Here is a 24,538-nt window from a genome sequence, read left to right as displayed (position 1 = left end):
CGCGTACGTCAGGTCTGCCGTCAGCGGCGGGTGCGGGCGGCGCGGTATTCCGCCACCACCAGCTCGGTGAGCTCGGCCACGGAGGTGCGGGCGGTCGGCTCGTCGAGGACGATGCTCCCGTGCTGGAGGAGGTTGACCCGGTCGCAGACCTCCAGGACCTGGGCGTAGTTGTGGACGATGAGCACGATGGAGACCTCGCCCCGGGCCTTGAGGTCGCGGACCAGGTCGAGGATCTGTACGCCCTCCTTCGCCCCCATCGCGGCCAGCGGCTCGTCCAGCAGGAGGATCCTGGAGCGGGAGTAGACGGAACGGGCCACGGCGATGGCCTGGCGCTGCCCGCCCGACAGCTTGGCCACCTCCACGTCCACCGACGGGATGGCGACGCCCATGTCGTCGAGGTGCTCGCGGGCCAGGGTGCGCATCTTGCGGTTGTTCAGGAGGCAGCCGAAGAGCACCGGCTCGCGGTTGAGGAACATGTTGTGATAGACGCTCAGCTCGTTGATCAGCGCCAGGTCCTGGTAGACGGTGTCGATGCCGAGCGAGCGGGCGTGGCCGACGGACTTGAGCGACACCTCCTCGCCGTCGAGCAGGATGCGGCCGCTGTCCGGCTGGTGGAAGCCGCAGATGATCTTCATGAGGGTGGACTTGCCGGCGCCGTTGTCGCCGATCAGGCCGAGCACCTCGCCCTTGGCGAGGCGGAGGTTGACGTCGCGGAGCGCGGTCACCGTGCCGAAACGCTTGGAGATGTGCTCCACGCGCAGGACGTCGGCCGGGCCGCCGGAAGCGGTGTTCGGAGAGCTCACGTCGTCTTGCCCGCCCTTCTCAGCCGGCTCAGGTACACGTTGGCGATCATCGCGAGGAGGATCGCGCCTCCGAGGATCAGGAAGTAAGGGTTGGCGGAGATGCCGATCAGGTTGAAGCCGTCCTGCAGCTCGGCCAGCACCAGCGCGCCCAGGGCGCCGCCCACGATCGTGCCGGAGCCGCCGGCGAGGGCGGTGCCGCCGATGACCGCCGCCGAGACCGCGGTGAACATCAGGCCGGTGCCGCCGCCGAGGTTGGGATCGATGGTGTGAATCCGGAATGCCTCCAATATCCCGGCGAAGGCCCCTAAGGTGCCCGCAATCATGAAATTTCCGATCTTGATGCGTCCCGTTCGGACGCCCGCCTCCCGCGCCCCCAGCAGGTTCCCGCCCACGGCGATCGTGTGCAGCCCCCAGCGCGTACGCGTGAACAGCACGTGGAAGAACGCCACGATCACCAGCGCCCACACGAGATGCGCCCAGCCGGCCGCCCCCAGCACCTGCCCGATCTGGTTGTCCACCGACGCCGGGATCTCGGCCGGATAGGCGCCCGACGTGGTCAGCACGATCCCGGTCACCAGGTAGAAGGTGCCCAGGGTGGTGACGAACGAGGGCACCTTCAGCACGACGGTGACGAACCCGTTCCCCAGCCCGATGACCGTGCCGGTCAGCAGCGCGACCAGGGTCGCCGGGACGGCCGGAACCCCGCGGCCGTGTCCAGTCACCTGAACTCCCTTTTTCCTGGCCCCGATGTGGCACACGCTAGGCACCGCCACCCCCCTCGTCAATATTCGTTTCCGGATGGATCTACGCACGTCCGCGAGGCATTGCCGGCCGGCTCCGTACGATGTCCGAGGCGATCTCCACAGGATCCGGCCGCCGCTTCGGCGGTGTGAACGGGGGTGGGGACGGGACGGAGGCGGCGGACGTTCTCCGGTCCTGTGCAAGGGTAGAGCTGCGGTATCGCGCGGTCGGGGGGCTCGGGCGCTGCGAAGCCCGCTGAAGAGAGACGACCGGCAGCAGGAAGTGTGGAATTTCGTGAGGATTCGGCGATGACCGAGAACGCGACCGGCGGCGAGGTCACTTTCGCCGACATGAGGCTTAGACCGGAGCTTTTGGACGTGCTGTCCGCTCTGGGTTACGAGGAGCCCACGCCGATCCAGAAGGAGGCGATCCCTCCGCTGACGGAGGGGCGTGACCTGCTCGGGCAGGCGGCGACCGGCACGGGGAAGACCGCGGCGTTCGCGTTGCCCGTGCTCGAACGGCTCACCCCCCAAGGTGACGGCGCCGGGCCGGTGGCGCTGGTGCTCGTCCCGACGCGGGAGCTGGCCATCCAGGTGTCGGAGGCGTTCCACCGCTACGGCCGCATCCTGGGGGCCCGCGTCCTGCCGATGTACGGCGGTGCGCCCTTCGGCCGGCAGTTGCAGGCGATCAAGCGCGGCGTGGACGTCGTGGTCGCGACACCGGGGCGAGCCCTCGACCACATCGGCCGCGGCACCCTCGACCTGGAGGGATTGCGCACCGTCGTGCTGGACGAGGCGGACGAGATGCTCGACATGGGGTTCGCCGACGACATCGAGGCGATCCTCGCGGCGACCCCGGCGACCCGCCAGACCGTGCTGTTCTCCGCGACGCTGCCGCCGCGCATCGACGGGATCGCCCGCCGCCACCTCAGCGACCCGGTCCGGATTGAGATGGGGCACACGGCGGGGGAGGGCCGCGAGACGACCCCGCTGGTGGAGCAGAGCGCGTACCTGGTGGCCAGGGCGCACAAGCCTGCGGCGCTCGGCCGGCTGCTGGACATCGAGGCTCCGACGGCCGCGATCATCTTCTGCCGCACCCGTGACGAGGTCGACCAGCTCACGGAGACCATGAACGGGCGCGGCCACCGGGCCGAGGCCCTGCACGGCGGCATGGAGCAGGAGCAGCGCGACCGGGTGATGTCCCGGCTGCGGGCCGGGACCGCCGACCTGCTCATCGCGACCGACGTGGCCGCGCGAGGGCTCGACATCGAGCAGCTCACCCACGTCGTCAACTACAACGTGCCGTCCGCCCCCGAGTCGTACGTGCACCGCATCGGCCGGGTGGGCCGCGCCGGCCGCGAAGGGGTGGCGCTCACCCTGGTGGAGCCGCGCGAGCACCGCATGCTCAAGGCGATCGAGCGGGTGACCAGGCAGCGGATCCCGGTGGAGCGGCTGCCGACCGTCGCCGACCTCCAGGCCCGCCGGATGGAGCTGACCCGCGCCGCGCTGGAGGAGTGCCTGCTCCAGGACGACCTGGAGTCCTTCCACGCCGTGGTCGAGTCGCTCACCGACGAGTTCGACCTCATGGAGGTGGCGCTGGCCGCCGTCAAGCTGGCGCACGAGTCCAGCGGGGCCACGCCCGACGAGGAGGAGATCCCCGAGGTGGCCCCGCGGGCCGTGGACAAGCGGCGCGGGCCGCGCGAGTCCGCCCACGACGGCGAGCGCTACCAGCGCGGCCCGGGGGGCGGGATGACCCGGCTGTTCTTCAGCGTGGGGCGCAGCGCCGGAATCCGGCCGCAGGACCTGGTCGGCGCGATAGCCGGCGAGTCGAGCCTGAGCGGGCGCGACATCGGCGCCATCGAGATCGCCGACCGGTTCTCGCTGGTGGAGGTGCCGCAGGCGGCGGCCGACGAGGTGATCGCCGCCCTCAGGCAGGCCACCATCAAGGGCCGGCGGCCGACCGTGCGCCGCGAGCGTGACACGCGAGGCAGACGACCGCGCTGACGCCGTCGCCGCACCGCCGCGCCCTGGTCACGGGGCTCCCCGATCGGCAGGTCGCGGAGGTGCGGAGCTCGGCGGGCGCGCCGGAGGTCACCGGGCGGACGGCGTGCCCGCTGCCTTTCGCCTGCCGGACAGCCAGGACACCACCCAGAGGATAATGCCGATCGCCAGCAGCACCCCCGCGATCTCGTACTGGCCCGCCGGACGTCCGGAGGACCACGGCAGGACCAGGTAGAGGCAGGTGATCGTCCCTGCGACGGGCAGGACGCGGCCCGCGTTGAAATGCTCGCCCGCCGTCTGGTCCTTGCGCAGGACGAGCACGGACACGTTGACGGTCGCGAAGACCGCGAGCAGGAGCAGCGACGTCGTGCCGCCGAGCAGCGCCACCACCGGGCTGTCGGGAACCAGCGAGACGAACGTGATGAGGCCGATGGCGAGCGCGGTGGTGAACAGGATCGCCGAATGGGGCGTGCGCCGCGAGGGGTGCACCTTCGCCAGGAAGGGCGGCAGCACGCCCTGCTTGCTCATCCCGTAGAGGAGCCGGCTGGCCATGAGCATGTTGATCAGTGCGGAGTTCGCGACGGCGAACATCGAGATGAACGGCAACAGGTCGGCGATCGGGACGCCGGGCGTGGCGGTCTGCACCACCGTCACCAGGGGCGTCTCGCTCTCGGCCAGCCGGCCGACGGGGACGACGGCGACGGCGCAGATGGACACGAGCAGGTAGATCAGCCCGGTGATCCCGAGCCCGGTGAACAGCATGCGCGGGAAGATCCTGGTGGGGTTCTTCGTCTCTTCCGCCATGTTGACCGAGTCCTCGAACCCGACCATGGCGAAGAAGGCCAGCGACGTCGCGGCGCTGATCGCCAGGAACACGTTCTTGTCGGCGGGGGTCTCGAAGGCCACGACGCGGGAGAAGTCCGCGTGCCCGCCGAGGATGAAGTACATGCTGAGCACGATGACGAGGAGCAGCCCGGACAGCTCGACCGCGGTGAGCACCACGTTGAGCTTGACGCTCTCGCCGACGCCCCGGAGGTTGACGGCCAGCACCAGGAGCATGAAGGCCACGGCGATCAGGAGGATGACGCCGTTGCCGACGTCGAGGCCGAACCCGGCGGCCAGGTTCGCGGCGAAGGCCCGCGAGGCGGCGGAGGCCGAGGTGATGCCGGAGCACATCACGGCGAAGCACACCAGGAAGGTCAGGACGTGCTTGCCGAACGCCTTGTGCACGTAGAGGGCGGCTCCCGCGGCCTGCGGGTATTTCGTGACCAGCTCCATGTAGGAGCACGCGGTGATCAGCGCGACGATGAAGGCGATGGCGAAGGGCAGCCAGGCGGCGCCGCCCACCTCGCCGGCGACCTGGCCGGTCAGCGCGTAGATGCCGGTCCCGAGGATGTCGCCGACGATGAACAGCAGCAACAGGCCCGGGCCCATCACCTGTTTCAGACCGGGCTGGTCGCCGCTGCCGGGCTGGGCGGAGCTGGGGGGACTGATCTGAGCCATGGGGGAGGGTCCTTGTCGTACCGGTTACCTGATCCCGACCGTCGTCCTGACACCTTACGTCCCCACGCAGTCAGCTGTACACACATCGTCACGCTGAGCTGATGTGTCCTCCTGGCTGCCGCTAGGCGAGGAACGTGACGTAGAGCAGGTACACGTTCAGCGCGATGATCAGCGCGGCGATGCCGCCGGCCGCCGCGTTCGTGACCCGGTTGTTGACGAACGAGCCCATGATGTCGGCCCGGCGGGTCAGCAACAGCAGCGGCACCAGCGCGAAGGGGATGCCGAACGACAGCACGACCTGCGAGATCACCAGGCTGTCGGTGGCCGGCAGGCCCAGCCCGAGCACCACCAGCGCCGGCAGCATCGTCAGCCCCCGCCGCAGGAACAGGGGGATGCTCCGGCGGATGAAGCCCTGCATGACGACCTGTCCCGCGTAGGTGCCCACGCTCGACGACGACAGCCCGGAGGCGAGCAGCGCCACCGCGAACGCGAGGGCCGCGCCGCCGCCGACGAGCCGGCCGAGCCCGTCGTGCGCGCCCTCGATGGAGTCGACGCCGGCGTGGCCGGTGGCGTTGAACAGCGAGGCCGCGATGACCAGCATCGACAGGTTGATCACGCCGGCCGCGCCGAGCCCGACCACCACGTCGAGCCGCTGGAAGCGCAGCAGCTCGCGGCGTTCGGCGTCGTCGGCGCACCGCACGCGCGCCTTCGTCAGCGCCGAGTGCAGGTAGACGACGTGCGGCATGACGGTCGCGCCGATGATGCCCGCCACGAGCAGCAGGCTGTCGCCGCCGGCGAGGCCCGGCACCAGCCCGCCCGCGACCCCGGCCGGGTCGGCCCCCACGGCGACGAGGTCGTAGAGGAAGCCGAGGAACACGATGAGCAGCAGCCCGGCGATGGCCAGCTCGAAGCGCCGGTAGCCGCGCTGCTCCAGCGACAGGATCCCGAACGCGACGACGGCCGTGATCAGCCCGGCCGGGAACAGCGGCACGCCGAACAGCAGGTTCAGCCCGACGGCGGCGCCCACGAACTCGGCCAGGTCGGTCGCCATGGCGATGATCTCCGCCTGCACCCACAGCCCGCGCGACACCGGCCGCGGCAGGTGCTCGCGGCACAGCTCGGGCAGGTCGCGCCCGGTGGCCACGCCGGCCTTCGCCGACAGGTACTGCACCAGCATGGCCATCAGGTTGGCGACCACGATCACCCAGACCAGGGTGTAGCCGAACTTCGCGCCGGCGGTGAAGTTCGTGGCGAAGTTACCCGGGTCGATGTACGCGACCGCCGCGACGAACGCCGGGCCCATCAGCGCCACGACGCCGCGCAGCCGCCCGCGCGAGCGCAGCAGGCTCAGGCTGCTCAGCGCGTCCACGGCACCGCCGGCCGGCCCGCTCACCGAAGCTGCGGCGACGTTCACCCCGTCGCCGGGCGTGGGACCCATGCCTCACCCGACCGAGGGCCCGAGCCCGAGCGACTGCGGCGTGCTGGGGTCCGGCGACGGCTGGTGCAGGCCCTCGTCGAGCGGCCCGAACTCGGTCATGAGCGCCCGGCTGCCGCCCCACGGCGTCTGCTCCTCGGCCACCAGCGTGTTCGTCGTGAGCAGGAGGCCGGCCACCGAGGCCCCGTTCTGCAGGGCCGAGCGGACGACCCGCAGCGGGTCGACGATCCCCATCTCGCACATGTCGCCGAAGCGGTCCCGCAGCGCGTCGAACCCGTCGCCCGGCCCCATCTCCACCGTCCTCGCGATCACCTCCTGTCCGGAGTAGCCGGCGTTGGCGGCGATCAGGTACGCGGGCTCGGCCAGGGCCCGGCGCACGATCTCGACCCCGGTCGCGTAGTCGTCCTTGACCTGCACGTCGTCCAGCGCCTGCGCGGCGTGCAGCAGCGCGGCGCCGCCGCCGGCCACGATGCCCTCGGCCATCGCGGCCCTGGTGGCCGACAGAGCGTCCTCCACCCGGTGCTGGAGCTCCTTGAGCTCGGCGTTGGTGGGCGCGCCCACCTTGATGACGGCGACCTTGCCCGACAGCGCGCCGATCCGCTCGGTGAGCACGTCCTCGTCGACGCCGAAGGCGGCGCGCCCGAGCTCGGCACGCAGCTGGGTGAGACGGAACTCGACGGCCTCCGGCGCGCCGCCCCCGCCGATGAGAGCGGTGCGGTCCGCGGTGACCCGGACCTGGGCCGCGGTGCCCAGCTGGTCGACCGTCATCGTCTCCAGGGTGAAGCCGGAGTGCCTGCTGTACACGGCGCCGCCGGTGATCGCGGCGATGTCCTCCAGCTTGTGCAGCCGGCGGTCGCCGAAGCCGGGCGCCCGGACGGCGACGCACTGGAAGGTCCCGTTGACGTGGTTGTGCACCAGCATGCCCAGCGCCGTGCCCTCGACGGACTCGGCGACGATGACCAGCGGGCGAGGCGCCCGCATGATCTTGTCGAGGAGCGGCATCAGCTGCTGGACCTTCGTGATCTTCTCGCTGCACAGCAGGATGTACGGTTCCGCGACGACCGCCTCCAGGCTCGCCGGATTGGTCACCATGTACGGCGAGACGTAACCGTTGTCGAACTCGAAGCCCTCGACGAACTCGACGCCGATCCCGTGCCGCGCCGACTCCTCCACGGTGACGATGCCGCCGTCGCCGACGGTGGCCAGCGCCCTGGCGATCACCGCGCCGACGCTGTCGTCGTTGTTCGCCGAGATCGCCGCCACCCGCGCGAGGTCCCGCTCGGCGCTCACCGGCCGGGCGACCCCGCGCAGGTGCTCGACGAGCCGGCCGACGGCCAGGTCCACACCCCGCTTGACCAGCACGGGGTTGGCGCCCGAGCCGATCGCCGTCATGCCCTCCCTGACGATCGCCTGGGCGAGCACGGTCGCCGTCGTCGTGCCGTCGCCGACGATGTCGTTGGTCTTGATCGCCGCTTCCTTGACCAGCTGGGCGCCCATGTTCTCGAACTGGTCGCGCAGGTGGATCTCCCGCGCGATCGTCACACCGTCGTTGGTGACGACCGGCGAGCCGGTGATCTTCTCCAGGATGACGTTGCGGCCCTTGGGCCCGAGCGTGGACTTCACCGCCTCGGCCAGCTGGTCGACCCCGCTCAGCAGCAGGGCGCGCGCCTCCGCGCCGAAACGCAGTTCCTTGGCCATCGAACCTCCTGCAGTACGAGCTAAGGGACGAGGATGGCGCGGCCGCGGACCCGGCCGGCGTCGAGATCCTGGAAGGCCTCCGCCGCGGCGTCCAGCGGGTACGTCTTGGTGTGCAGGGTGACCTTCCCGGCCTGCGCCAGCACCATCAGCTCGCAGAGGTCCCGGTAGGTCCCGACGATGTTGCCGACGAGGTTGCGCTCGGTCGAGATGATGTCGAGCGTCGGGATGCGCACAGTGCCGCCGTACCCGATGACGTAGTACGACCCGGCCCGCGCCGTCATCGCGAACCCGTCCTGCTCGGCGCCCTGCTCGGCGACGAAGTCGAGGACGACCTCGGCGCCCCGGCCGCCGGTGAGGTCCTTGACCGCGTCCACCTGCCGGCCGTCGGCGACGACGGTGGCGTGCGCGCCCAGCTGCTCGGCGAGCTTGAGCGCGTCGGGGTTGCGGTCGACCACGACGATCGTCGTCGCGGTGAGCGCGGCCAGGCACTGGATCCCGATGTGACCGAGCCCGCCCGCGCCGATGAGCACGCACGTCGTGCCGGGGTAGAGCAGCGGGATCGCCTTGCGGACCGCGTGGTAGGCCGTGATGCCCGCGTCGGCCAGCGCGGCGACGTCCTCGGGCCTGGTCCTGGGGTCGAGCTTGACGCAGGCCCGCTCCGAGGTCAGCAGCAGCTCGGCCATGCCGCCGTCGCTGTCGAGGCCGGGGAAGACGCTGGCGGCGCAGTGCATGTCCTGGCCGGCCCGGCAGGCGGGGCAGAGCCCGCAGGTGGGCGTCGGGTGCAGGATCACCGTGTCGCCGGCCGCCACGCTGGTGACCGCGGAGCCGACGGCGTGAACCCAGCCGGCGTTCTCGTGGCCGAGCGTGTAGGGCAGCGTGACACCCATCGCCTCGGCCCACTGGCCCTCGGCGATGTGCAGGTCGGTACGGCACACGCCGGCGCCGCCGATCCGTACGACGACGTCGAGCGGGCCCCGGACGGCCGGCTCGGGTACTTCCTCGACCACGGGCAGCCGGTGGTATTCGTGCAGCCGGACGGCCTTCATCGGTCCTCCTCGCCTTCTCCCTCGTCCTGGTACCGGTGCCGCAGCAGACCGCGGCAGATGCCGGTGTTGGCCTCGATGCCCACCCGCGTGGTGCGCGCCCGGTGCAGATGCCGCGAAACCGCGTCCGCGGCGATCGGCGCGCCCGTCGCCGGGTCGATCAGCAGCGGGGCGTCGTCCCCCGCGGGCAGGCCCAGCTCGCCGCGCCGGTGGCGCAGCCGGTCGAGCTCGGGGGAGCCCGGCACGTCGCCGAGTGACAGCCCGGCCAGCGCCGCCGGCTCGGCGCCCGCGGCCAGTGCGGTCCTGCACACCTGGTCGGTGCCGGCCAGCACGGCCTTGCGCAGGAAGTCGGCGCGCAGCCGGTCGAGCTCCCCGGCGGCCTCGCCGGCGAAGGCCCGCGCGAACCCGGCCCGCGCGGCCACCCCGTCGTTGATCGCCTCGGCCGCGAAGTGGTCCTCCAGGACCACCTCGGTGTGGCGTACGCCCTCCATCGCCGACACCGCGTCGTGGGCGTCGGCGACCATGAGGAAGGCGAAGTTGGGCGCGCAGAAGTACGTCGGCAGCCGCAGCCGCACCTCCGCGCACCCGTCCTCGGACAGGGCGCACGACGCGACGAACCCGAGCGAGGTGATCGGCTCGTCCAGCTCGGGGTCGCGCACCGTCGCCAGGGCGGCGAGGATGCGCGACCCGTCGCTCACGGCGCTCATGCCGGAGTGAGCGGCGGGACGTCCCGCGGTGCGTCGAGCCGGAGCTCGGCCGGCACCTCGATGCCGTAGAGCCGCGCCGCGTTCAGCCCGAGGATCTTCTTCTTCGTCGCCGTGGTGACCCGGGGATAGTCGGAGAACTCCTCGCTCGGGTAGTCCCAGTCGACGAAGCCCTCGATCTGCCACTTGGGCTCCCAGATCCCGTAGTCGCTGCCGAAGGTCATCTTGTCCTCGCCGACCCAGAACAGCAGCTCGCCCATCACCTTGGCGAAGAACTTGGGGCGGGCGTGCATGAGGCCGCCGATGACGACCGAGAGTCCCGCGTACACGTTGGGCTCCTGCGTCGCCATGAAGCAGAAGTCCTCGATGCGCGGCAGCCCGACGTGCTCGACGATGAAGTTCAGCTCGGGGAAGTCGGTCGCGGCGTGGTCGACGTCGGAGACGTCGAAGGCGTCCTTGTCCAGCGGCCAGATCGTGGGGCCCTTGTGCACGTGGATGTTGACGATCCCGAGCTCCCTGCACGCCTCCAGATAGCGGTAGGCCGCCGGGTCCTTCAGCGTCCAGCCGCGGGAGCCGTCCCGCCACTCGGCGGTGTAGAGCTTGACGCCCTTGCAGCCGTAGCGCTCGACGTTGTGGGCGAGCGTCTTGAGCCCGTCGTCGCCGTCGCGGGGGTCCCAGCGGGTGTTCGCGATGAACTTGCCGGGATGCCGCTCGCCGAGCGCCGCGTTGCGCTCGGTGGTGTTGAAGCCCTCCTTGTACCACTCCGTCAGGTACGTCGGCTGGAAGATCGCCACGTCCACGTGCCCGTTCTGGAAGAGATCCCGCATCAGGTCCTCTTCGGAGTACTTCTGGAACTTCTCCATCGGCCAGTGGGTCTCCGCCGGAGCCAGCCCCTGGTAGGCGTGGAAGCACTCGATCCAGCCCTTGGCGTAACGCTCGGCGCCCGGCACCCAGTTGTCCGGCGCGGCGTTCCAGTAGTGCATGTGGCTGTCGACCACGAAATACTGCTCGCCGTCCTTCTCGTACACGGCGTCACCTCCTCGGCGCGGCGGTCAGGTCGAAGCCGAGATACTCGGCCGCGTCCTCGGGGTTGGCGAACATGATGGTCCGGTCGTCCTCGTGGATCATCCGGCCGTAGTGCGTGGACATGTTCTCCTCGAACTCGGCGGCGTCGAAGTAGCCGGGCTCCTCGCCGAGCGCCTCGGAGATCTCGTCGTACAGGACGTCCATCCGCCGGACGGCGTCGATGCGGATCATCGACGGCAGCGGCGTCACCCGTACGCCGGGCTTGGTGCCCATGACCTCGGCCACCACCACGCCGACCTGGTTGTTCATGAGCGTGAACCCGCACATGCCGGATGAGGTGCTGTCGGACTTGAAGGGGCTCTGCGCCGTCTTGTACGCGGTCATTGCGTCAGCTCCTTCGGCGTCTCCAGGTGAAGCTCGGACAGGAGGCCGGCGAAGCGGCTCTTGACCCGGTCCAGGCAGGACTCGAAGCGGGGCGGCTTCGCGTCGGGCTGCGACCACAGCGGCTGCAGCGTGCGGGCGGCGGTGAGGGCGCGCGGCACCCAGATCGAGACCCACTCCTGCATGATCGTCGTGTTGTGGCGGGCGAACTCCCTGTCGTCGGCCAGCAGCCCGAACATGACCCGCGTGTAGCGCAGGTCCCGCTCGGCGTAGTCGTACTCCTCGGCGCCGACGATCGTCGGGGTGACGAAGTCGCCGTTGCGCGGAGCGGCCTGCTGCACCAGGTGGCTCCGGAACAGCTCGCCGACCAGCGGCTCGAAGACCACGTTCGCGGCGAAGACCGCCTCGCACCAGTCGTCGACCGCGGTGAGCTGCTCGGCGGTGCGCCGTACGCCCTGCCACGAGGGGTCCTGGTCCCAGGCTTCGAGGTGCGCCGCGCCGTCGAACTCCTCGATCTCCTCGCTCAGCGTCAGGTTGTACAGAGCGAGGTCCTGCGCCGCCCTGATCCGGTGCATGCTGTTGACCGAGATCGCGTTGTTGTGCATGTTGGTCGGTGCGCGGCGGTTGGCATTGGCGAACAGGTAGAGGCCGAGCCCGTGGTCGACGTGCATCCACGCGCCGACGTGGCTCTCCACGAAGCGCACCCAGTTCGGGGTCCACTGCTCGAACGCCTTGGCCTGCCTGGCCGCCTCGATGTTCTGGCCGAGCTGGCGGACCACGTTGGAGTTGTAGCGGTAGAGGGACAGCTCCCATTCCTGGTTGGGGTCGCGGAACTCGTGCCAGCCGTGCGCCGGCCAGTCGTAGCCCTTGCCTCCCGAGCCGGGGCCCCGCTCGGGCTCCGGGCGGTCCTGGCCCCACGCCTTGAGCGCGGTCCAGTCCAGCGGGTAGCCGCCGCGGCCGTCGGAGAACCCGTACAGCCAGCCCTGGCTCAGGTAGTGCCGCGGGTCCGGCTGGACCTCGACGGTGACGTCCTCGTAGTGGGTCCGCTTGCGCTTCTGCGGGGTGTAGTAGGTGAACTCGCGCGCGGTCGAATCCGGGAACTCCTTGGCGCCGGCCTCGGCGTCGGTGAAGACCGGCTTGGGCACGCTTCGCGGGGTTGTCATAAGGTTTGTCCCCCTCACCCGGTCGTGGTGAATTTGTCGTAGTAGATGTGCTTCTGTGGAACCCCGAGCGTGGCCAGCAGCGGCATCGCGGCCTCGACCATGGGCGGCGGCCCGCAGAGGTAGGCGTGCGCGCCCTTGAGATCGTGCTCGTGCCGTCGCACGACGTCGGTGATGAGCCCGACCTCGCCGTCCCATTCCTCGCCGGCGGCGGGTTCGGAGAGCGCGGGCACGTAACGGAAGCCGGGCAGGTCCTTCTCCAGGGCGCGCAGCTCGCCCTCGAAGCACAGGTCGCGGCGGCGCCGCGCGCCGTAGTAGTAGGTGGCCCTGCGCCGGATCCCGCGCTCGGCCATCGAGCGCAGGAGCGCGAGGATCGGGGCCATGCCGGCGCCGCCGCCGACGAAGACCAGGTCCTCGTCGTGCCCTTCGCGCAGCGTGAAGACGCCGAACGGGCCGGTCAGGCCGAGCCGGTCGCCGATCGCGACCCGGGTGTCCAGGTAGTGCGAGAACAGCCCGCCGGGATACACCTTGATGATGAACTCCAGCCGGCCGCCGTCGCGGCTGGAGGTGTTCGCCATCGAGAACGAGCGGGTCTGCCCGGTCCCCGGGACGGCGATGTCCACGTACTGCCCGGGGAAGAACCTGATCTCCGCGGGCTCGACGAGCCGCAGCACCAGGTGGCGCAGGTCGTGGGTGACCGGGTCGTTGGCGACGACCTCGGCCACCGCGTCCTGGATCGGCAGCCCCGAGCGGATCATCTCCTCGTCGTAGTTGAGCAGCTCGATCGTGACGTCCTCGTACACGTGCGCCCGGCACAGGAGCGTGAAGCCCTCCTCCTTCTCGTAGTCGGGCAGCGCGAAGGTCGAGTACCGGTCGAGCTCGATGTCGTCGCCGTCGAGCACGAACGACTTGCAGGCGGCGCACTGGCCCTCCTTGCAGCCGTGCATGAGCATGAGCCCCTGCTCGGCCGCGGCGCGCAGCACCGTCTGGTCCTCCGCGACCTCGATCTCGATGCCGACCGGCTCGAACCGCACGACATGCTTGTCGGCCATGTCTTACGCGAGCTTGGGCGCCGGACGGCCGGCGGGGCCGCCGCGCACGTAGTCGGCGTGGAAGGCCGCCCTCTCCTGCGGCGACATCTGGTTGAGCAGCACGTTCGGGCTCTGCAGCGGCGGGCAGCGGCGCAGGTGGTCGAGGGTCCACATCTTCGCCGGATCCAGGTTCAGATGCGGCTGCGCGACCAGCGTCCTGCCGTCGTCGCGGACGAAGCCCATGTCGGTGACGACATCGGCCCAGTTCCAGCCGTGGTAGAGCGTCTCCCACTCCCGGGACCCGATCAGCTGGCCCATGTTGGGGGTCTCGCGGCCCTGGTAGGTCGGGCGGAACGCGGTCACGTCGGTCCAGCGGCACGCCTCGTGGCAGTACGTGCGCCACTGCCCCTCGACCTCGGCCATGACCATGTCCTCGCGGACGAGGCAGGGCACCATGCAGGTCCAGCAGCGGTGCGGGTACTGGTAGTCGACGTCCTCGAACACGATCGGGTGGTGGCCGTTGGGCGTCGAGAGGCGGTTGTAGTTCTCCCACCACTTGCCGTAGCGGTCGTACCAGCCGGGGTACTTGTGCTCGAACCACTCGAAGTCCTGGTCGGTCATCGGGTCGATCCGCCAGTAGTTGGCCAGCCAGCCGGTGGCGAAGAACTGGGCGACCTCGTGCACGTAGCCCTTGTTCCAGATCTGGTTCCACGCCTCCTCGATCAGGTCGTGCGGGATGACCAGGCCGTACTTCTCCAGCGGCACGAGGTAGCTGCGGTAGTAGTCGTCGTAGATCCACCGCCGCCACATCTCGGCGTAGCTCTCCCGGTCCTTGCGCCGGTCCTTGGTGCCGTACTCGATGAACGTGCCGATGGCCGCGTCCACCACCCGGTGGTTGTTCCACCAGGCGTAGCGCAGGTCGCGCTCCAGCAGCTGGTGGTTGCCCTCGTCGGCGAGCGCCATCAGCAGGGTCGCGTAGCCGTTGCTGATGTGCCGGGACTCGTCGGACTGGACGGAGTGGAACACCGTCGGCAGCAGGTAGTCGCCGTTGGCGGCGGCCTCGGCGGGCATGGCCACGAACAGCGTGTTGGTGAACGCGGTCTCCGCCACGATCGTGAGGTAGATGCTCGCCGCGGTGATGGCGTCGCCGGTGATGAAGCCCTCGGCGAACTGGCGGCCGATCGTCCCGCAGTAGTCGTTCTGGAAGTTGCGCAGGCTGCTGTTGAAGCCGGCCGGGTCGATGTAGTTGTTCATGTACAGGCGCTTGAGGTTCTGCTGGATCGTCGAGTGCCGCACCTCGTCGATCATCTGGATCGCCTGGCCGTTGTGCAGCTCGGGGTTGGGCACCGTACGGAAGAGCAGCGGCATCGCCCGGGCCGCGGAGATCTCCGGCAGCGGGATGATGCTGAGGAACAGCTTCTGCCACTCCAGCCAGCGCTCCTGCACCTGGCGGAACATGTTGCCGCGGATCGCGCCGTCGGCCGCGCCGTAGACGCGGTGGTCCTTCTCCTCCTGCATGGGGAAGTACGACCGCAGCACCTGCTTCAGCGGGTCCTTCTTCTGCGCCTTCCTGAAGGTGTAGTCGGTGCCGTACTGGGACACCGGCTCGTGGTACATCGGTTCCCAGGACAGCTCCTGGATCTTCTGGTGAGCCCTGGCCACGCTCTGGCGACTCATGCGTCACTCCTCACCGTGAGGCCGACACTCCTCGTGCGTCCGGATGAGACCACGGCGCCGGGCGTGCTGCGGTCTCAAGATGAGGCAGCGCTCAGCGATCGCCCAGCACGGCGGCCCGCAGGGCGGCCAGCTCCCGCCGGACGTCCTCGGCGGCGTGCGTGATCCCCTCGGGCGCCGGCTCGACGCCCAGCGCCCGCAGCAGCTCGGCGGCCGGGCCACCCGGGTCCGCGCCGCCCAGCACGGGGTGCAGGCCCTGCGCGGCCAGGTGGTGGAAGACCAGGTTGACCACGCTCCATGGGTTGTAGGTCTCGTCCTGCTGAGCACGCGGCCGGTCCATCGGGCACCTCCTCGCGGATGAGCAACCCGATCGAACGGCGTCACCGATGACCTGGCGGTCTCAATATGAGACAGGTATCGGACACGCGCCGCGTATTGTGTAAACGCGACGTAAACCGTGAACCCCACCCCGTGGGCCGGACCCCGCCCGCGGGAACGTTCCCGCGAACAGGGGGCCCCATGCCGCCCACGCTGACGCGTCCAGGTGACCCCACCGACGGCGAGGCTGTGGCCAAGGCCCGCGAACGCTTCCTGACCGCCGAGCCCGTCGATCCCCGCCAGGTACGTGAGACCATCCTGGCGTCGTGGTGGCGCTCCCGGCACTGGAACGTGGCGGCCGATCACATCGACCTGACCTACCTGCGCGACCCCGACCTCGACACCCCGCTCAGCCGCAGCGCCCTGCCGGTGCTCACGCACCTGCGCGAGCATCTGGACGGCCAGCCGATCAGCATCATCCTCACCGATCCCGCGGGCCTGGTGCTGGCCCGGCTGGCGGCCGACCGCGAGCTCGACGCGCACCTCGACCGGGTCCAGCTCGCGCCCGGCTTCAGCTACGCGGAGGAGCTCGTCGGCACCAACGGCATCGGCACGGCGCTCGAAGGCGGCGGCCCCATGCAGGTGTTCGGCCACGAGCACTACGCGGAGCACCTGGAGGACCTCGCCTGCGCCGGCGTGCCGATCCACCACCCGATCTCGGGGAAGACGATCGGCGCGGTCGATCTGACCTGCTGGCGCAGGCACGCCGACCCGCTGCTGCTGGCGCTGGCGAAGACCACGGCCGGCCAGATCCAGCAGGCGCTCTTCGCCGACAGCAGCGTCCGCGAGCTGGAGCTGCTCCAGGAGTACCTGCGGACCTGCCGTCGCACCGCCGGCATCGTGTTCGCGCTCAGCAACGACGTCGTGATGCTGAACGACCACGCCCGGCAGGTGCTCGATCCGGGCGAGCAGTCGATCCTGCTCGCGCAGGCGGCCGAGACGCTGGCCGGCCGCCACCCCACCGCGCCGGTCACGGTCGAGCTGCCCAGCGGCGTGCGGGCCCGGCTGCACTGCCGTCCCGTACCGGGTGCCGGCCGGCTCTCCGGCGGCGTGGTGCACGTGAAGCTGGCCGAGCTCGGGAGCCGGCCGCGCGCGGAGATCGTGACGCCGGCGCGCTCGTTCCTGCCGGGACTGGTCGGCTCGGGCGCGCTGTGGCTGCGCGGCTGCCACCAGGTCGAGGCGATCCATGCCTCGGGGGAGTGGCTCGCCCTGGAGGGCGAGCGCGGCGTCGGCAAGCTGGCCCTGCTCAGGGCGGTGCACCAGGGCCGGACCCCGGCCGCCCGCTTCTCCGTGCTGGACGCCGCCGAGGCCGGGGAGCACGGCTGGCTGGACGGGACGCGGCGGGAGCTGCTGGAAGGCGCGGGCAGCCTGGTGATCCGGCACGTCGACCGGCTGGCCGCGGGACGGCTGCGCGCGCTGTCCAGGGCGCTGCGGGCGGCGACGGCCGCGAACCGGCAGAGCCCGCTCTGGGTCGCGGTCACGCTGAGCCGCCACCCCGACGGCGGCGAGCTGAGCGAGCTGCTGCGGTACTTCCCGAGCACGGTCGAGCTGCCGCCGCTGCGGCACCACGTCGAGGACGTGCACGCGCTGGTGCCGTTCTTCCTGGCCAAGCTCATGCCGGACGGCCGGCTGTCCTGCTCGCCGGAGGCGATGCAGGTGCTCGTACGGGCGAGCTGGCCCGGCAACACCGAACAGCTCCGGCAGGTGCTCAGGCGGGTCGTCCAGTACCGGCGCACCGGCTCGATCCAGCCGGGCGACCTGCCGCCGGAATGCCGCACGGTCAGCCGCCGCGTGCTCAGCCCCCTGGAGTCCATGGAACGGGACGCCATCGTGCAGAGCCTGCTCGACTCCGACGGCAACAAGATCAAGGCCGCCAGGTCGCTCGGCATGTCGAGGGCGACGATCTACCGCAAGATCCACGAGTACGGCATCGTCCCCCCGACCGGCTGACGCCTGGTCAGCCGGTGTCGCCCGCCGCCTTCTTCTCGTGCTCGGCGATGAGGGTGTCGACCTGGACGCTGAGCCTGGCGCCCAGGGGCCAGCCGATGTAGTGCGTGAGGAAGATGGCGATCTCGCGGAGCTCGGCGGGGGTGAGCTCGGAGTTGCCGAGCGCCGCCGGGATCTGGATGTCGAGTACGTCGTTCAGGCCCTGAGCGGACAGGGCGCCGAGCAGGAGGAGGCGGCGGTCTCTGATGGACAGGCCGGGGCGGGCCCAGATGCCGGCGAACAGGTGGTCCACGGTGATGCCGAAGAAGTCGCCCGGCGCGTCGCCGATCTCCCAGCCGTAGACCTGGCGCATCATCTCCAGGCCCAGCCGGCGTCGCTCGTCGGTCATGACGGGTCCTCCTCACCGAGGCCGAGGCCGGCGGCCAGGCGTTGCTGGGCGAGCCGGGCGAGCGGGGCGTCCACGCCGAGCTCGTCGGCCAGTTCGAGGGCGAGGGCCAGATCCTTGTCGCCGAGCGCCCGTACGTGGCACATGATCTCGCGCAGCGGGTCGTCGGGCGCCAGCGGCGAGGTGGTGCGGCGGATCATGATGGCGCCGGGGCCGCCGGTCACGGCGTCGGAGTGGCGGACGATCCGGCCGAGCCTGCCGAGCGGGATGCCGGCCGCCTCCGCCAGGCGCTGCGCCTCGGCGGCGGCGGCGAAGGAGACGAAATGGAGCAGGTTGCGGGCGAGCTTGGCCCGCGTCCCCGCGCCGACCTCGCCCATGTGCAGCACCAGGCCGGCCCAGGCGCCGAAGGGCTCCTTGACCTGCTCGAACGCGGTCTCGGTCGCGCCGACCATGACCGCGAGCGAGCCCGTGGCCGCGCCCATGGGGCCGCCGCTGACGGGAGCGTCGACGATCTCGATCCCGTACGCCCGCGCCTCGCCGGCCAGCCGGATCGCGGTCTCGGCGCGGATCGTGGAGTGGATGGCGATGATCGTGCCGGGGGAGGCGGCGGCCAGCAGCGCGGCGGCGACCTCGTTCACCTGGGCGTCGTCGCGGACCATGATGGAGATCAGCGTGGCCTGGGCCACCTCGGTGAGGTCCGCGGCGGGCCGCGCGCCCTGCTCGGCGAGGGTCGCCATCGGCCCGGGACGGGTGTCGTAGACGACCAGGCCCGGTCCGGCGAGGCGCCCGGCCATGGGGGCGCCCATCTGGCCGAGCCCGACGAAGCCGTAGGTCGGGCCGAGCCCGACGAAGCCGTACGTCATGCGCGGAACACCTCGCCCCCGTCCACGTTGAAGATCTGTCCCGTGATCCAGGACGCCTCGTCCGACAGCAGGAACAGGCACATCCCGACCAGGTCCTCCGGCGTGCCCATCCGCTTGAGCGCGAGCTTGTCCCGCACGATCTTGGCCGACATCCCGGCCGGCACGACCGCACGGTGGGCCTCGGTGTCGATCGGGCCCGGCGCGATGGCGTTGACCCGGATGCCGAGCGAGCCGAGCTCGTGCGCGAGCTGCTGGGTCAGGCCGTTGACGCCGGCCTTGGCCAGGCCGTAGAAGCCGGAGTACTGCCAGGCGGCGGTGGAGGACTGGTTGACGATCGCGCCGCCGCCGCGCTCGGCCATGCGTGAGTGGCAGGCGCGGGCGCACAGCAGCGCGCCGTCCATGTTCACGGCCATGAACCTGCGGTAGTAGTCCCAGTCTACGGTGAACAGGAAGTCCAGCTTCATGGCGCCGAAGATGGCGGCGTTGTTGACCAGGTAGTCGATCCCGCCGTACGCCGCCACGGCCGCAGCGGCCATCGCCTCGGTGGCGGCGGGATCGGACACGTCGGTCCGGACGAACAGCCCGCCGATGTCGCCGGCGACCGCCGCGCCCGCCTCGCTGACGTCCGCGACCACCACGCTCGCGCCTTCTGCGGCCAGCGCCCGCGCGTACGCCTCCCCGATGCCCTGGGCCGCGCCCGTGACGATGGCGACCTTGCCGTCGAAGCGTCTCATCACACCCCTTCCGCGATGGCCTTGGTCTCCAGGTACTCCTCGAAACCGGCGACGCCCATCTCCCGGCCGACGCCCGACTGCTTGTAGCCGCCGAACGGCACGTCCGCGGCGTACCAGATGCCGCCGTTGACGCTGACCGTGCCCGTGCGCAGCCGCCGCGCGACCGCGCGCGCCCGCTCCGGGTCCCCGCCGTGCACGGCGCCGGACAGGCCGTACGGCGAGTCGTTGGCGAGCCGTACGGCGTCGTCGTCGCCGTCGTGGGGGAGCATCACCAGCACCGGGCCGAAGATCTCCTCGCGGGCGGCCCTGGACCGGTTGGTGAGGCCGGTGATCAGCGTGGGCTCGATCCAGAAGCCCTTGTCCCGGCCGGACCGGTGGCCCCCGGTGGCGAACGAGCCGCCCTCCCCGGCCGCGAGCTTCAGGTAGCCCTCGATCCGGTCGCGCTGACGGGCGGAGATGACCGGGCCGCAGACGGTGCGCTCGTCCGACGGGTCGCGGGCGCCGAGCTTCGCCATCGTGCGGGCGGTGATCTCCACGGCCTCGTCGTGGCGGGCGCGCGGGACCAGCAGCCGGCTGGTGATCGCGCAGCCCTGCCCGGCGTGGGTGATCCCGGTGAACGCGGCGTAGGAGCAAGCCTTCCCGAGGTCGGCGTCGTCCAGCACGATGAAGGCCGACTTGCCGCCCAGCTCCAGGAACACCTTCTTGAGCGTCTCGGCGGCGCCGCGCATCACCTCGCGGCCGGTCGCCGTGGAGCCGGTGAAGGAGACCAGGTCCACGCGTGGATCGGCGCTCAGGAGCGCGCCCAGCGCGTGGTCGCGGCCGGTGACGATGTTGACGACGCCGGGCGGGGTGTCGGTCTCCTCCACGAGCAGCCGGCCGAGCGCCGCCGCGCACCACGGGGTGTCCGGGGCGGGCTTGAGCACCACCGTGTTGCCCGCGGCCAGCGCCGGGCCGAGCTTGGCCAGGTTGATCTGGTGCGGGAAGTTCCACGGGGTGATCGCGCCGACCACGCCCACCGGCTCGCGCAGCAGGCGGCGCTCGCTGTCCATCCCCATCGGCGCGGCCCGGCCCAGGTCGCGGGTCCATTCGTAGGTCTCGGCGAGCCGGGCGAACCAGGCGAGGTCGCTCACGGGCGTGTCGAACTGCGCCCCGTACGTCAGGAACCGCGGCGCGCCGGCCTCCCGGACGGTGAGGTCGCGCAGCTCGTCGCCGTGGCGTACCAGAGCTTCCTGGAGCTGGCGCAGGCAGCGGACACGCAGGGTGAGGTCGGTGGCCCAGCCGGACTCGTCGAACGCCCGGCGGGCGGCGGCGATCGCCCGGTCGAGGTGGCCGGGCATGGCGTCGGCGGCCGGGCCGAGGACCTCCTCGGTGGCCGGGTCGATGGTGTCGAAGCGCCGGTCGCACGTGACCAGCTCGCCGCCGATCAGGAGGGGGGAGCCGCGCTCCGCCCAGCCGTCGAGCAAGCGACCGCTTGTTATGGACACCTGTCCAGACTACAGTTCACGTGTGACCGTGCAAAGGGGGACGGAGGAGGGGCCAGTGTCCCGCGATGACTATTCCGGCGCGTTCGATCCCGGCTTCCGCTTCGAGGACCTGTCGAAGGCGGCGCTGGTGCGCCTGGTCAGGGAGTACGCGATCATCGCCCACCTGCTCGACCGCTCCTCGCTCATCGCGGTCGGGATGAAGTACGGCCAGGCGGCGGTGGAGGAGATCGCCATCCAGGAGTGGCGGGGCGCCAGCCCGGTCTACACCCAGCGGATCCGCGAGATCATGCGGATCGAGGGCGACGGGGTGTCGGCCATCTTCAAGTGCCTGCAGCTCGACCCCGGTTTCGCGCAGCACTACATGGACGTCGAGTACGAGCTGATCGACGAGTCGCACGGCTTCTTCCAGCTGCGCACGTGCGGGGCGCTCCTCGACGTCGAGCCGTTCGGCGAGCGGGCGATCCGCGGCATGTGCCACCACATCGAGGACGGCACGTTCGACTGGACCGCCCAGGCGGTCAACCCGCGGGCGCGCATCCGGCCGGTGCACCGGCCGCCGCGCGTGCCGGCGGGCCGGGTGCCGCACTGCCGCTGGGAGGTCGTCATCGACGACGAGACCGAGCCGGTCGGCGAGGACCCGATCACCGCGATGACGCGCGGCACCACCGCCGCGCGCTTCCGCTTCCCGCCGATGCGGGACGGCACGCCGCACGTCCCGCCGTCGTGACCGCTCACCACAGAGGTACGGGGGTCTCCGGCCTGGTGTAGTAGCCGGGGACCGGCGCGCCGGACGCCGCCCGGTCCAGGCGCCGCCGCATCCCGTCCGAGAGCACCCCGGCCTTCATCATCTCGACGAACACCGAGGTGACGTTGCCGAGGTCGAACCAGTCGCGCTGCCAGCACCACCGGAAGCCGCCGCCGTACCTGAACCAGCTCCCGCCGATCCCGGCGACCTCGTACGGGCTGCCGTCGGGGCGCCGGGCGTCGGCGACCTGCTTCCAGAAGCCGACCACCTCACCCTTGCGCTCGTCGACGAGAATGCTCTGGTACGGGTAGGACCAGCCGTCCAGGCCGCCCATCTCCGAGCCGAGGGCGAGGTCGCGGATCTCGTCCCTGCCGACCGCCATGAAGTCCTGGCCGGGGCCGATGTTCCAGCCGTAGGTGGCGTCCTCGGTGTAGAGCTCGGCCAGCGGGCGCCAGTCGCCCTGTTCCTCGCACCGCCGGTTCGCCTCCAGCCAGCGCCGCACCATCTCGTCCAGCTCGTCACGCGCGAACATGGTCAACCTCCTAGCTTGAGCGCCTGGGTCGGGCAGTAGCGGACGGCGGCCTCCACCTGGGCGCGCATCGACTCCTCCGGCTCGCCGGCGAGGATCCGGACCTTGCCCTTGCGGGGGACCTCGAAGACCTCCGGAGCCTCGATCTCGCACATGGCGTGGCCCTGGCAGAGGTCCAGATCGGCATGGACCTTCATGATCTGCGCCTCCGGTAGCGGACCCGGCACGGCCGGGCGAGCTGGACGACCATCTTGGAGTGGTCGTTGCGGTACGACTCCGGATCCTGCGCGAGCGCGAACTCCCAGTCCCGCAGCAGCACCGAGAAGATCGCCTTGAGCTGGATCATCGCGAAGTTCGCGCCCACGCAGCGGTGCCGGCCGGCGCCGAACGGGACCCACGTCCACCGGTTGAGCAGGTCCTCCTCGCGCGGCTTGGCGTAACGGGCGGGGTCGAACAGGTCGGGCCGCGGGAAGTCCCCGGGGATCCGGTTGGAGACCGCCAGGCTGCATCCGACCAGGGTCTCCGCCGGGATGCGGTGGCCGAGCACCTCGTGGTCGGTCTTGGCCACCCGCAGGAGCAGGATCAGCGGCGGGTGCAGCCGCAGCGCCTCCTTGATCGCCGACTCCAGCAGCGGGATCTCCCGCAGCGCCTGGAAGCTGACCTCCGAGCCGTCGGCGTACAGCTCGTCCAGCTCGCGTACGACCCCGTCCAGGACGCCGGGGTGGCGCAGCAGCTCGATCAGGGTCCAGGCGGCGGTGCCCGAGCTCGTGTGATGCCCGGCGAACATCATCGAGATGAACATCCCGGTGATCTGGTCCGCGGAGAACCTCGGCGCGCCGTCGTCCGCCCGGATCGACATGAGCACGTCGAGCAGGTCCCGCTCCTCGCGTGGCGGGCGCGGCGCGGCGGCCCGGCCGTCCATGATGCCCTGGACCAGCGCCACGAGCTGGACCCGTGCGGCGTCGCGGCGGCGGAAGCTCTCGATGTCGGCGTGCGGATCGACGTAGGCGATCGCGTCGGTGCCCCGCTCCAGGTCGTGGTACAGCTCGGCGAAGCGCCCGTCGAGCTGGTCGCGGAACCGCTTGCCGATCAGGCAGGCCGATGAGGTGTAGATGGTGAGCTCGGCGAACCAGTCGAGCAGGTCGATCTCGCCCTCGTCGTCCCACGCGGCGGCCATCCGGTCCACCTCGGCGGCGATCGTGGCGGCGTGGCCCTTGAGGAACGAGCCCTTCAGCGCCTGGTTGTGCAGGGCCTCGCGGCGCTGCTCCGGGGTCGCGTCGAAGACCACCCCCGTACCGAAGATCGGCGTCATGAAGGGGTACGCCTCGGCCTGGTCCAGCTCCTCGTCGGGGGCGCGGAAGAAGAACTCGTTGGCCTCGGCGCCGGACAGCAGCACCACCGGGCGGCCCGCCAGCGAGAACTGCCCGATGTCCCCGCACTCCTCGCGCACCCGGCGCATCAGGCCGATCGGGTCGGTACGCAGCTCGGCGAGGTGGTCGGGGCCGCCGGAGACGACCTGCGGGCGCCTCACGACTCGACCGCCCGCTCCGGCTGGACCTCGACCAGCGTGAGATGCACGCCGCGCGGCGCGGTCGCCACGGTCACGATCACCTCGGCGACGTGCTCCGGCCTGAGGAAGTGCGGATGCCGGGCCAGGCCCCACGCCACCCATTCCTCCAGCACGGTGGCGGTGGTCTCGGCGTCCCAGGTCATGCCCATCCCGGTCATCGTCGGGCCGGGCCGGACCACCGACGCCCGCACGCCGGTGCCCTCCAGCTCCATCCGCATGGCTCGGGTCATCCCCTCGATGCCGTTCTTCGCCGCGACGTACGCGCCCATGCGGGGTCGCGGGCTGGGCACCACGTCGGAGGAGACGAAGACGATGTCGCCGCGCGCCCGGGCGACCATGCCGGGCACCACCTGGGACACCAGCCGGTGCGCGCCGACCAGGTGGACCTGGAGCTGCGCCGCGAAGGACTCGGAGTCGAGCTCGTGGATCCGGGTGGCGGCGAGGTCCCCGGCGCCCGAGACGACGATCTCCGGATCGCCGTGCGCGTCGGTGGCCGCGGCCACGAAGGACTTGACGGAGTCGGAGTCGGAGACGTCCAGCGGGAGGGCGACGGCCTCCCCGCCGCCGTCGCGGATGGCCGCGGCGATCTGTTCGCAGCGGTCCACGCGGCGGGCGCCGAGTGCGACCGGATGGCCGCCGGCGGCCAGCCGGTCGCACTCGGCCTGTCTCTTATACAAATCTCCGAGCCCACGAGACCCTAAGAC

General features: G+C 71.1%; 24 protein-coding genes. 3 read left to right on the top strand and 21 right to left on the bottom strand.

The genetic code is table 11. The annotated features are described in order from the left end of the window. Positions 1-20: 20 nt before the first annotated feature. Both ETD85_RS24045 and ETD85_RS24040 read right to left on the bottom strand, forming a co-directional pair. Positions 21-803 (bottom strand): ATP-binding cassette domain-containing protein, encoded by a 783-nt coding sequence (locus tag ETD85_RS24045; RefSeq protein WP_138692037.1) that lies wholly within the window; start codon positions 801-803, stop codon positions 21-23. Beyond that, a complete protein-coding gene (locus ETD85_RS24040; RefSeq protein WP_206058511.1) occupies positions 800-1,525 on the bottom strand; it encodes an ABC transporter permease in 726 nt (241 codons plus the stop codon). The genes ETD85_RS24045 and ETD85_RS24040 overlap by 4 nt, the downstream gene beginning before the upstream one ends. A 327-nt stretch (positions 1,526-1,852) precedes the next feature. On the opposite strand from ETD85_RS24040, the gene ETD85_RS24035 reads away from it, so the two are divergent. Further along, the gene (locus tag ETD85_RS24035) at positions 1,853-3,547 is read left to right on the top strand and encodes a DEAD/DEAH box helicase (RefSeq protein WP_138692035.1); all 1,695 of its coding nucleotides are present in this window, start codon (positions 1,853-1,855) and stop codon (positions 3,545-3,547) included. A gap of 87 nt (positions 3,548-3,634) precedes the next feature. Here the strand turns inward: ETD85_RS24035 and ETD85_RS24030 are convergent, their stop codons facing one another. From ETD85_RS24030 to ETD85_RS23980, 11 genes are all read right to left on the bottom strand, one after another. Beyond that, complete coding sequence (locus tag ETD85_RS24030) at positions 3,635-5,047, bottom strand: APC family permease (protein WP_138692034.1); 1,413 nt, start codon at positions 5,045-5,047, stop codon at positions 3,635-3,637. Between the two features lie 121 nt (positions 5,048-5,168). Next, positions 5,169-6,485 carry an Nramp family divalent metal transporter gene (locus ETD85_RS24025; protein ID WP_138692033.1) on the bottom strand — a complete coding sequence of 439 codons (1,317 nt, stop codon included), beginning with the start codon at positions 6,483-6,485 and terminating at the stop codon, positions 5,169-5,171. Between the two features lie 3 nt (positions 6,486-6,488). Next, positions 6,489-8,180 carry a chaperonin GroEL gene (gene groL, locus ETD85_RS24020; RefSeq protein WP_138692032.1) on the bottom strand — a complete coding sequence of 564 codons (1,692 nt, stop codon included), beginning with the start codon at positions 8,178-8,180 and terminating at the stop codon, positions 6,489-6,491. Positions 8,181-8,200: 20 nt separating this feature from the next. Then, on the bottom strand, positions 8,201-9,226 hold the full coding sequence (locus tag ETD85_RS24015; protein ID WP_138692031.1) for an NAD(P)-dependent alcohol dehydrogenase: 1,026 nt from the start codon (positions 9,224-9,226) through the stop codon (positions 8,201-8,203). Next, positions 9,223-9,921: an iron-sulfur cluster assembly protein gene (locus ETD85_RS24010; RefSeq protein ID WP_206058509.1), complete on the bottom strand. Its 699-nt coding sequence runs from the start codon at positions 9,919-9,921 to the stop codon at positions 9,223-9,225. The genes ETD85_RS24015 and ETD85_RS24010 overlap by 4 nt, the downstream gene beginning before the upstream one ends. 5 nt (positions 9,922-9,926) lie before the next feature. Further along, on the bottom strand, positions 9,927-10,955 hold the full coding sequence (locus tag ETD85_RS24005) for an amidohydrolase family protein (RefSeq protein ID WP_138692029.1): 1,029 nt from the start codon (positions 10,953-10,955) through the stop codon (positions 9,927-9,929). Positions 10,956-10,959: 4 nt separating this feature from the next. Then, positions 10,960-11,337, bottom strand: coding sequence for a propane 2-monooxygenase effector subunit MimD (mimD, locus tag ETD85_RS24000; RefSeq protein ID WP_138692028.1), 378 nt, complete (start codon positions 11,335-11,337; stop codon positions 10,960-10,962). Then, entirely contained in the window at positions 11,334-12,497 is a 1,164-nt protein-coding gene (locus ETD85_RS23995) for a ferritin family protein (RefSeq protein ID WP_138692027.1), read from the bottom strand. The genes mimD and ETD85_RS23995 overlap by 4 nt, the downstream gene beginning before the upstream one ends. A 14-nt stretch (positions 12,498-12,511) precedes the next feature. After that, complete coding sequence (locus tag ETD85_RS23990) at positions 12,512-13,546, bottom strand: NADH:ubiquinone reductase (Na(+)-transporting) subunit F (RefSeq protein WP_138692026.1); 1,035 nt, start codon at positions 13,544-13,546, stop codon at positions 12,512-12,514. 3 nt (positions 13,547-13,549) lie between these two features. After that, entirely contained in the window at positions 13,550-15,202 is a 1,653-nt protein-coding gene (locus ETD85_RS23985) for a ferritin family protein (protein WP_138692025.1), read from the bottom strand. Between the two features lie 91 nt (positions 15,203-15,293). Continuing rightward, the gene (locus tag ETD85_RS23980; RefSeq protein WP_138692024.1) at positions 15,294-15,539 is read right to left on the bottom strand and encodes a hypothetical protein; all 246 of its coding nucleotides are present in this window, start codon (positions 15,537-15,539) and stop codon (positions 15,294-15,296) included. A gap of 179 nt (positions 15,540-15,718) precedes the next feature. Between ETD85_RS23980 and ETD85_RS23975 the strand changes: the two genes are divergently transcribed. After that, positions 15,719-17,527: a sigma-54-dependent Fis family transcriptional regulator gene (locus tag ETD85_RS23975; protein WP_138692023.1), complete on the top strand. Its 1,809-nt coding sequence runs from the start codon at positions 15,719-15,721 to the stop codon at positions 17,525-17,527. A 7-nt stretch (positions 17,528-17,534) separates the two neighbouring features. Here ETD85_RS23975 and ETD85_RS23970 read toward each other — a convergent pair whose 3' ends face one another. From ETD85_RS23970 to ETD85_RS23955, 4 genes are read right to left on the bottom strand one after another with little or no spacing between them, the layout of a single operon-like run. Continuing rightward, entirely contained in the window at positions 17,535-17,912 is a 378-nt protein-coding gene (locus ETD85_RS23970) for a carboxymuconolactone decarboxylase family protein (protein ID WP_138692022.1), read from the bottom strand. Next, on the bottom strand, positions 17,909-18,772 hold the full coding sequence (locus tag ETD85_RS23965) for an NAD(P)-dependent oxidoreductase (RefSeq protein ID WP_138692021.1): 864 nt from the start codon (positions 18,770-18,772) through the stop codon (positions 17,909-17,911). The genes ETD85_RS23970 and ETD85_RS23965 overlap by 4 nt, the downstream gene beginning before the upstream one ends. Further along, a complete protein-coding gene (locus ETD85_RS23960; RefSeq protein WP_138692020.1) occupies positions 18,769-19,506 on the bottom strand; it encodes an SDR family oxidoreductase in 738 nt (245 codons plus the stop codon). The genes ETD85_RS23965 and ETD85_RS23960 overlap by 4 nt, the downstream gene beginning before the upstream one ends. Beyond that, positions 19,506-20,969: an aldehyde dehydrogenase gene (locus ETD85_RS23955; protein ID WP_138692019.1), complete on the bottom strand. Its 1,464-nt coding sequence runs from the start codon at positions 20,967-20,969 to the stop codon at positions 19,506-19,508. Before ETD85_RS23955 ends, ETD85_RS23960 begins: the two co-directional genes overlap by 1 nt. A 76-nt stretch (positions 20,970-21,045) precedes the next feature. On the opposite strand from ETD85_RS23955, the gene ETD85_RS23950 reads away from it, so the two are divergent. Beyond that, positions 21,046-21,717: a hypothetical protein gene (locus tag ETD85_RS23950; protein WP_138692018.1), complete on the top strand. Its 672-nt coding sequence runs from the start codon at positions 21,046-21,048 to the stop codon at positions 21,715-21,717. A gap of 4 nt (positions 21,718-21,721) precedes the next feature. Here the strand turns inward: ETD85_RS23950 and ETD85_RS23945 are convergent, their stop codons facing one another. From ETD85_RS23945 to ETD85_RS23930, 4 genes are read right to left on the bottom strand one after another with little or no spacing between them, the layout of a single operon-like run. After that, positions 21,722-22,267 (bottom strand): nuclear transport factor 2 family protein, encoded by a 546-nt coding sequence (locus ETD85_RS23945; protein ID WP_206058503.1) that lies wholly within the window; start codon positions 22,265-22,267, stop codon positions 21,722-21,724. A gap of 2 nt (positions 22,268-22,269) precedes the next feature. Beyond that, complete coding sequence (locus ETD85_RS23940) at positions 22,270-22,461, bottom strand: ferredoxin (RefSeq protein ID WP_138692016.1); 192 nt, start codon at positions 22,459-22,461, stop codon at positions 22,270-22,272. Continuing rightward, positions 22,458-23,795: a cytochrome P450 gene (locus ETD85_RS23935; RefSeq protein WP_240779363.1), complete on the bottom strand. Its 1,338-nt coding sequence runs from the start codon at positions 23,793-23,795 to the stop codon at positions 22,458-22,460. Before ETD85_RS23935 ends, ETD85_RS23940 begins: the two co-directional genes overlap by 4 nt. Next, a complete protein-coding gene (locus ETD85_RS23930) occupies positions 23,792-24,511 on the bottom strand; it encodes an SDR family oxidoreductase (RefSeq protein ID WP_206058501.1) in 720 nt (239 codons plus the stop codon). The genes ETD85_RS23935 and ETD85_RS23930 overlap by 4 nt, the downstream gene beginning before the upstream one ends. Between the last annotated feature and the right edge of the window lie 27 nt (positions 24,512-24,538).

Source organism: Nonomuraea zeae (assembly GCF_005889725.1).
GTDB lineage: Bacteria > Actinomycetota > Actinomycetes > Streptosporangiales > Streptosporangiaceae > Nonomuraea > Nonomuraea zeae.
Note: the sequence above shows the minus strand (reverse complement) of the source record. Positions and strands in the feature narration are given on the sequence as shown.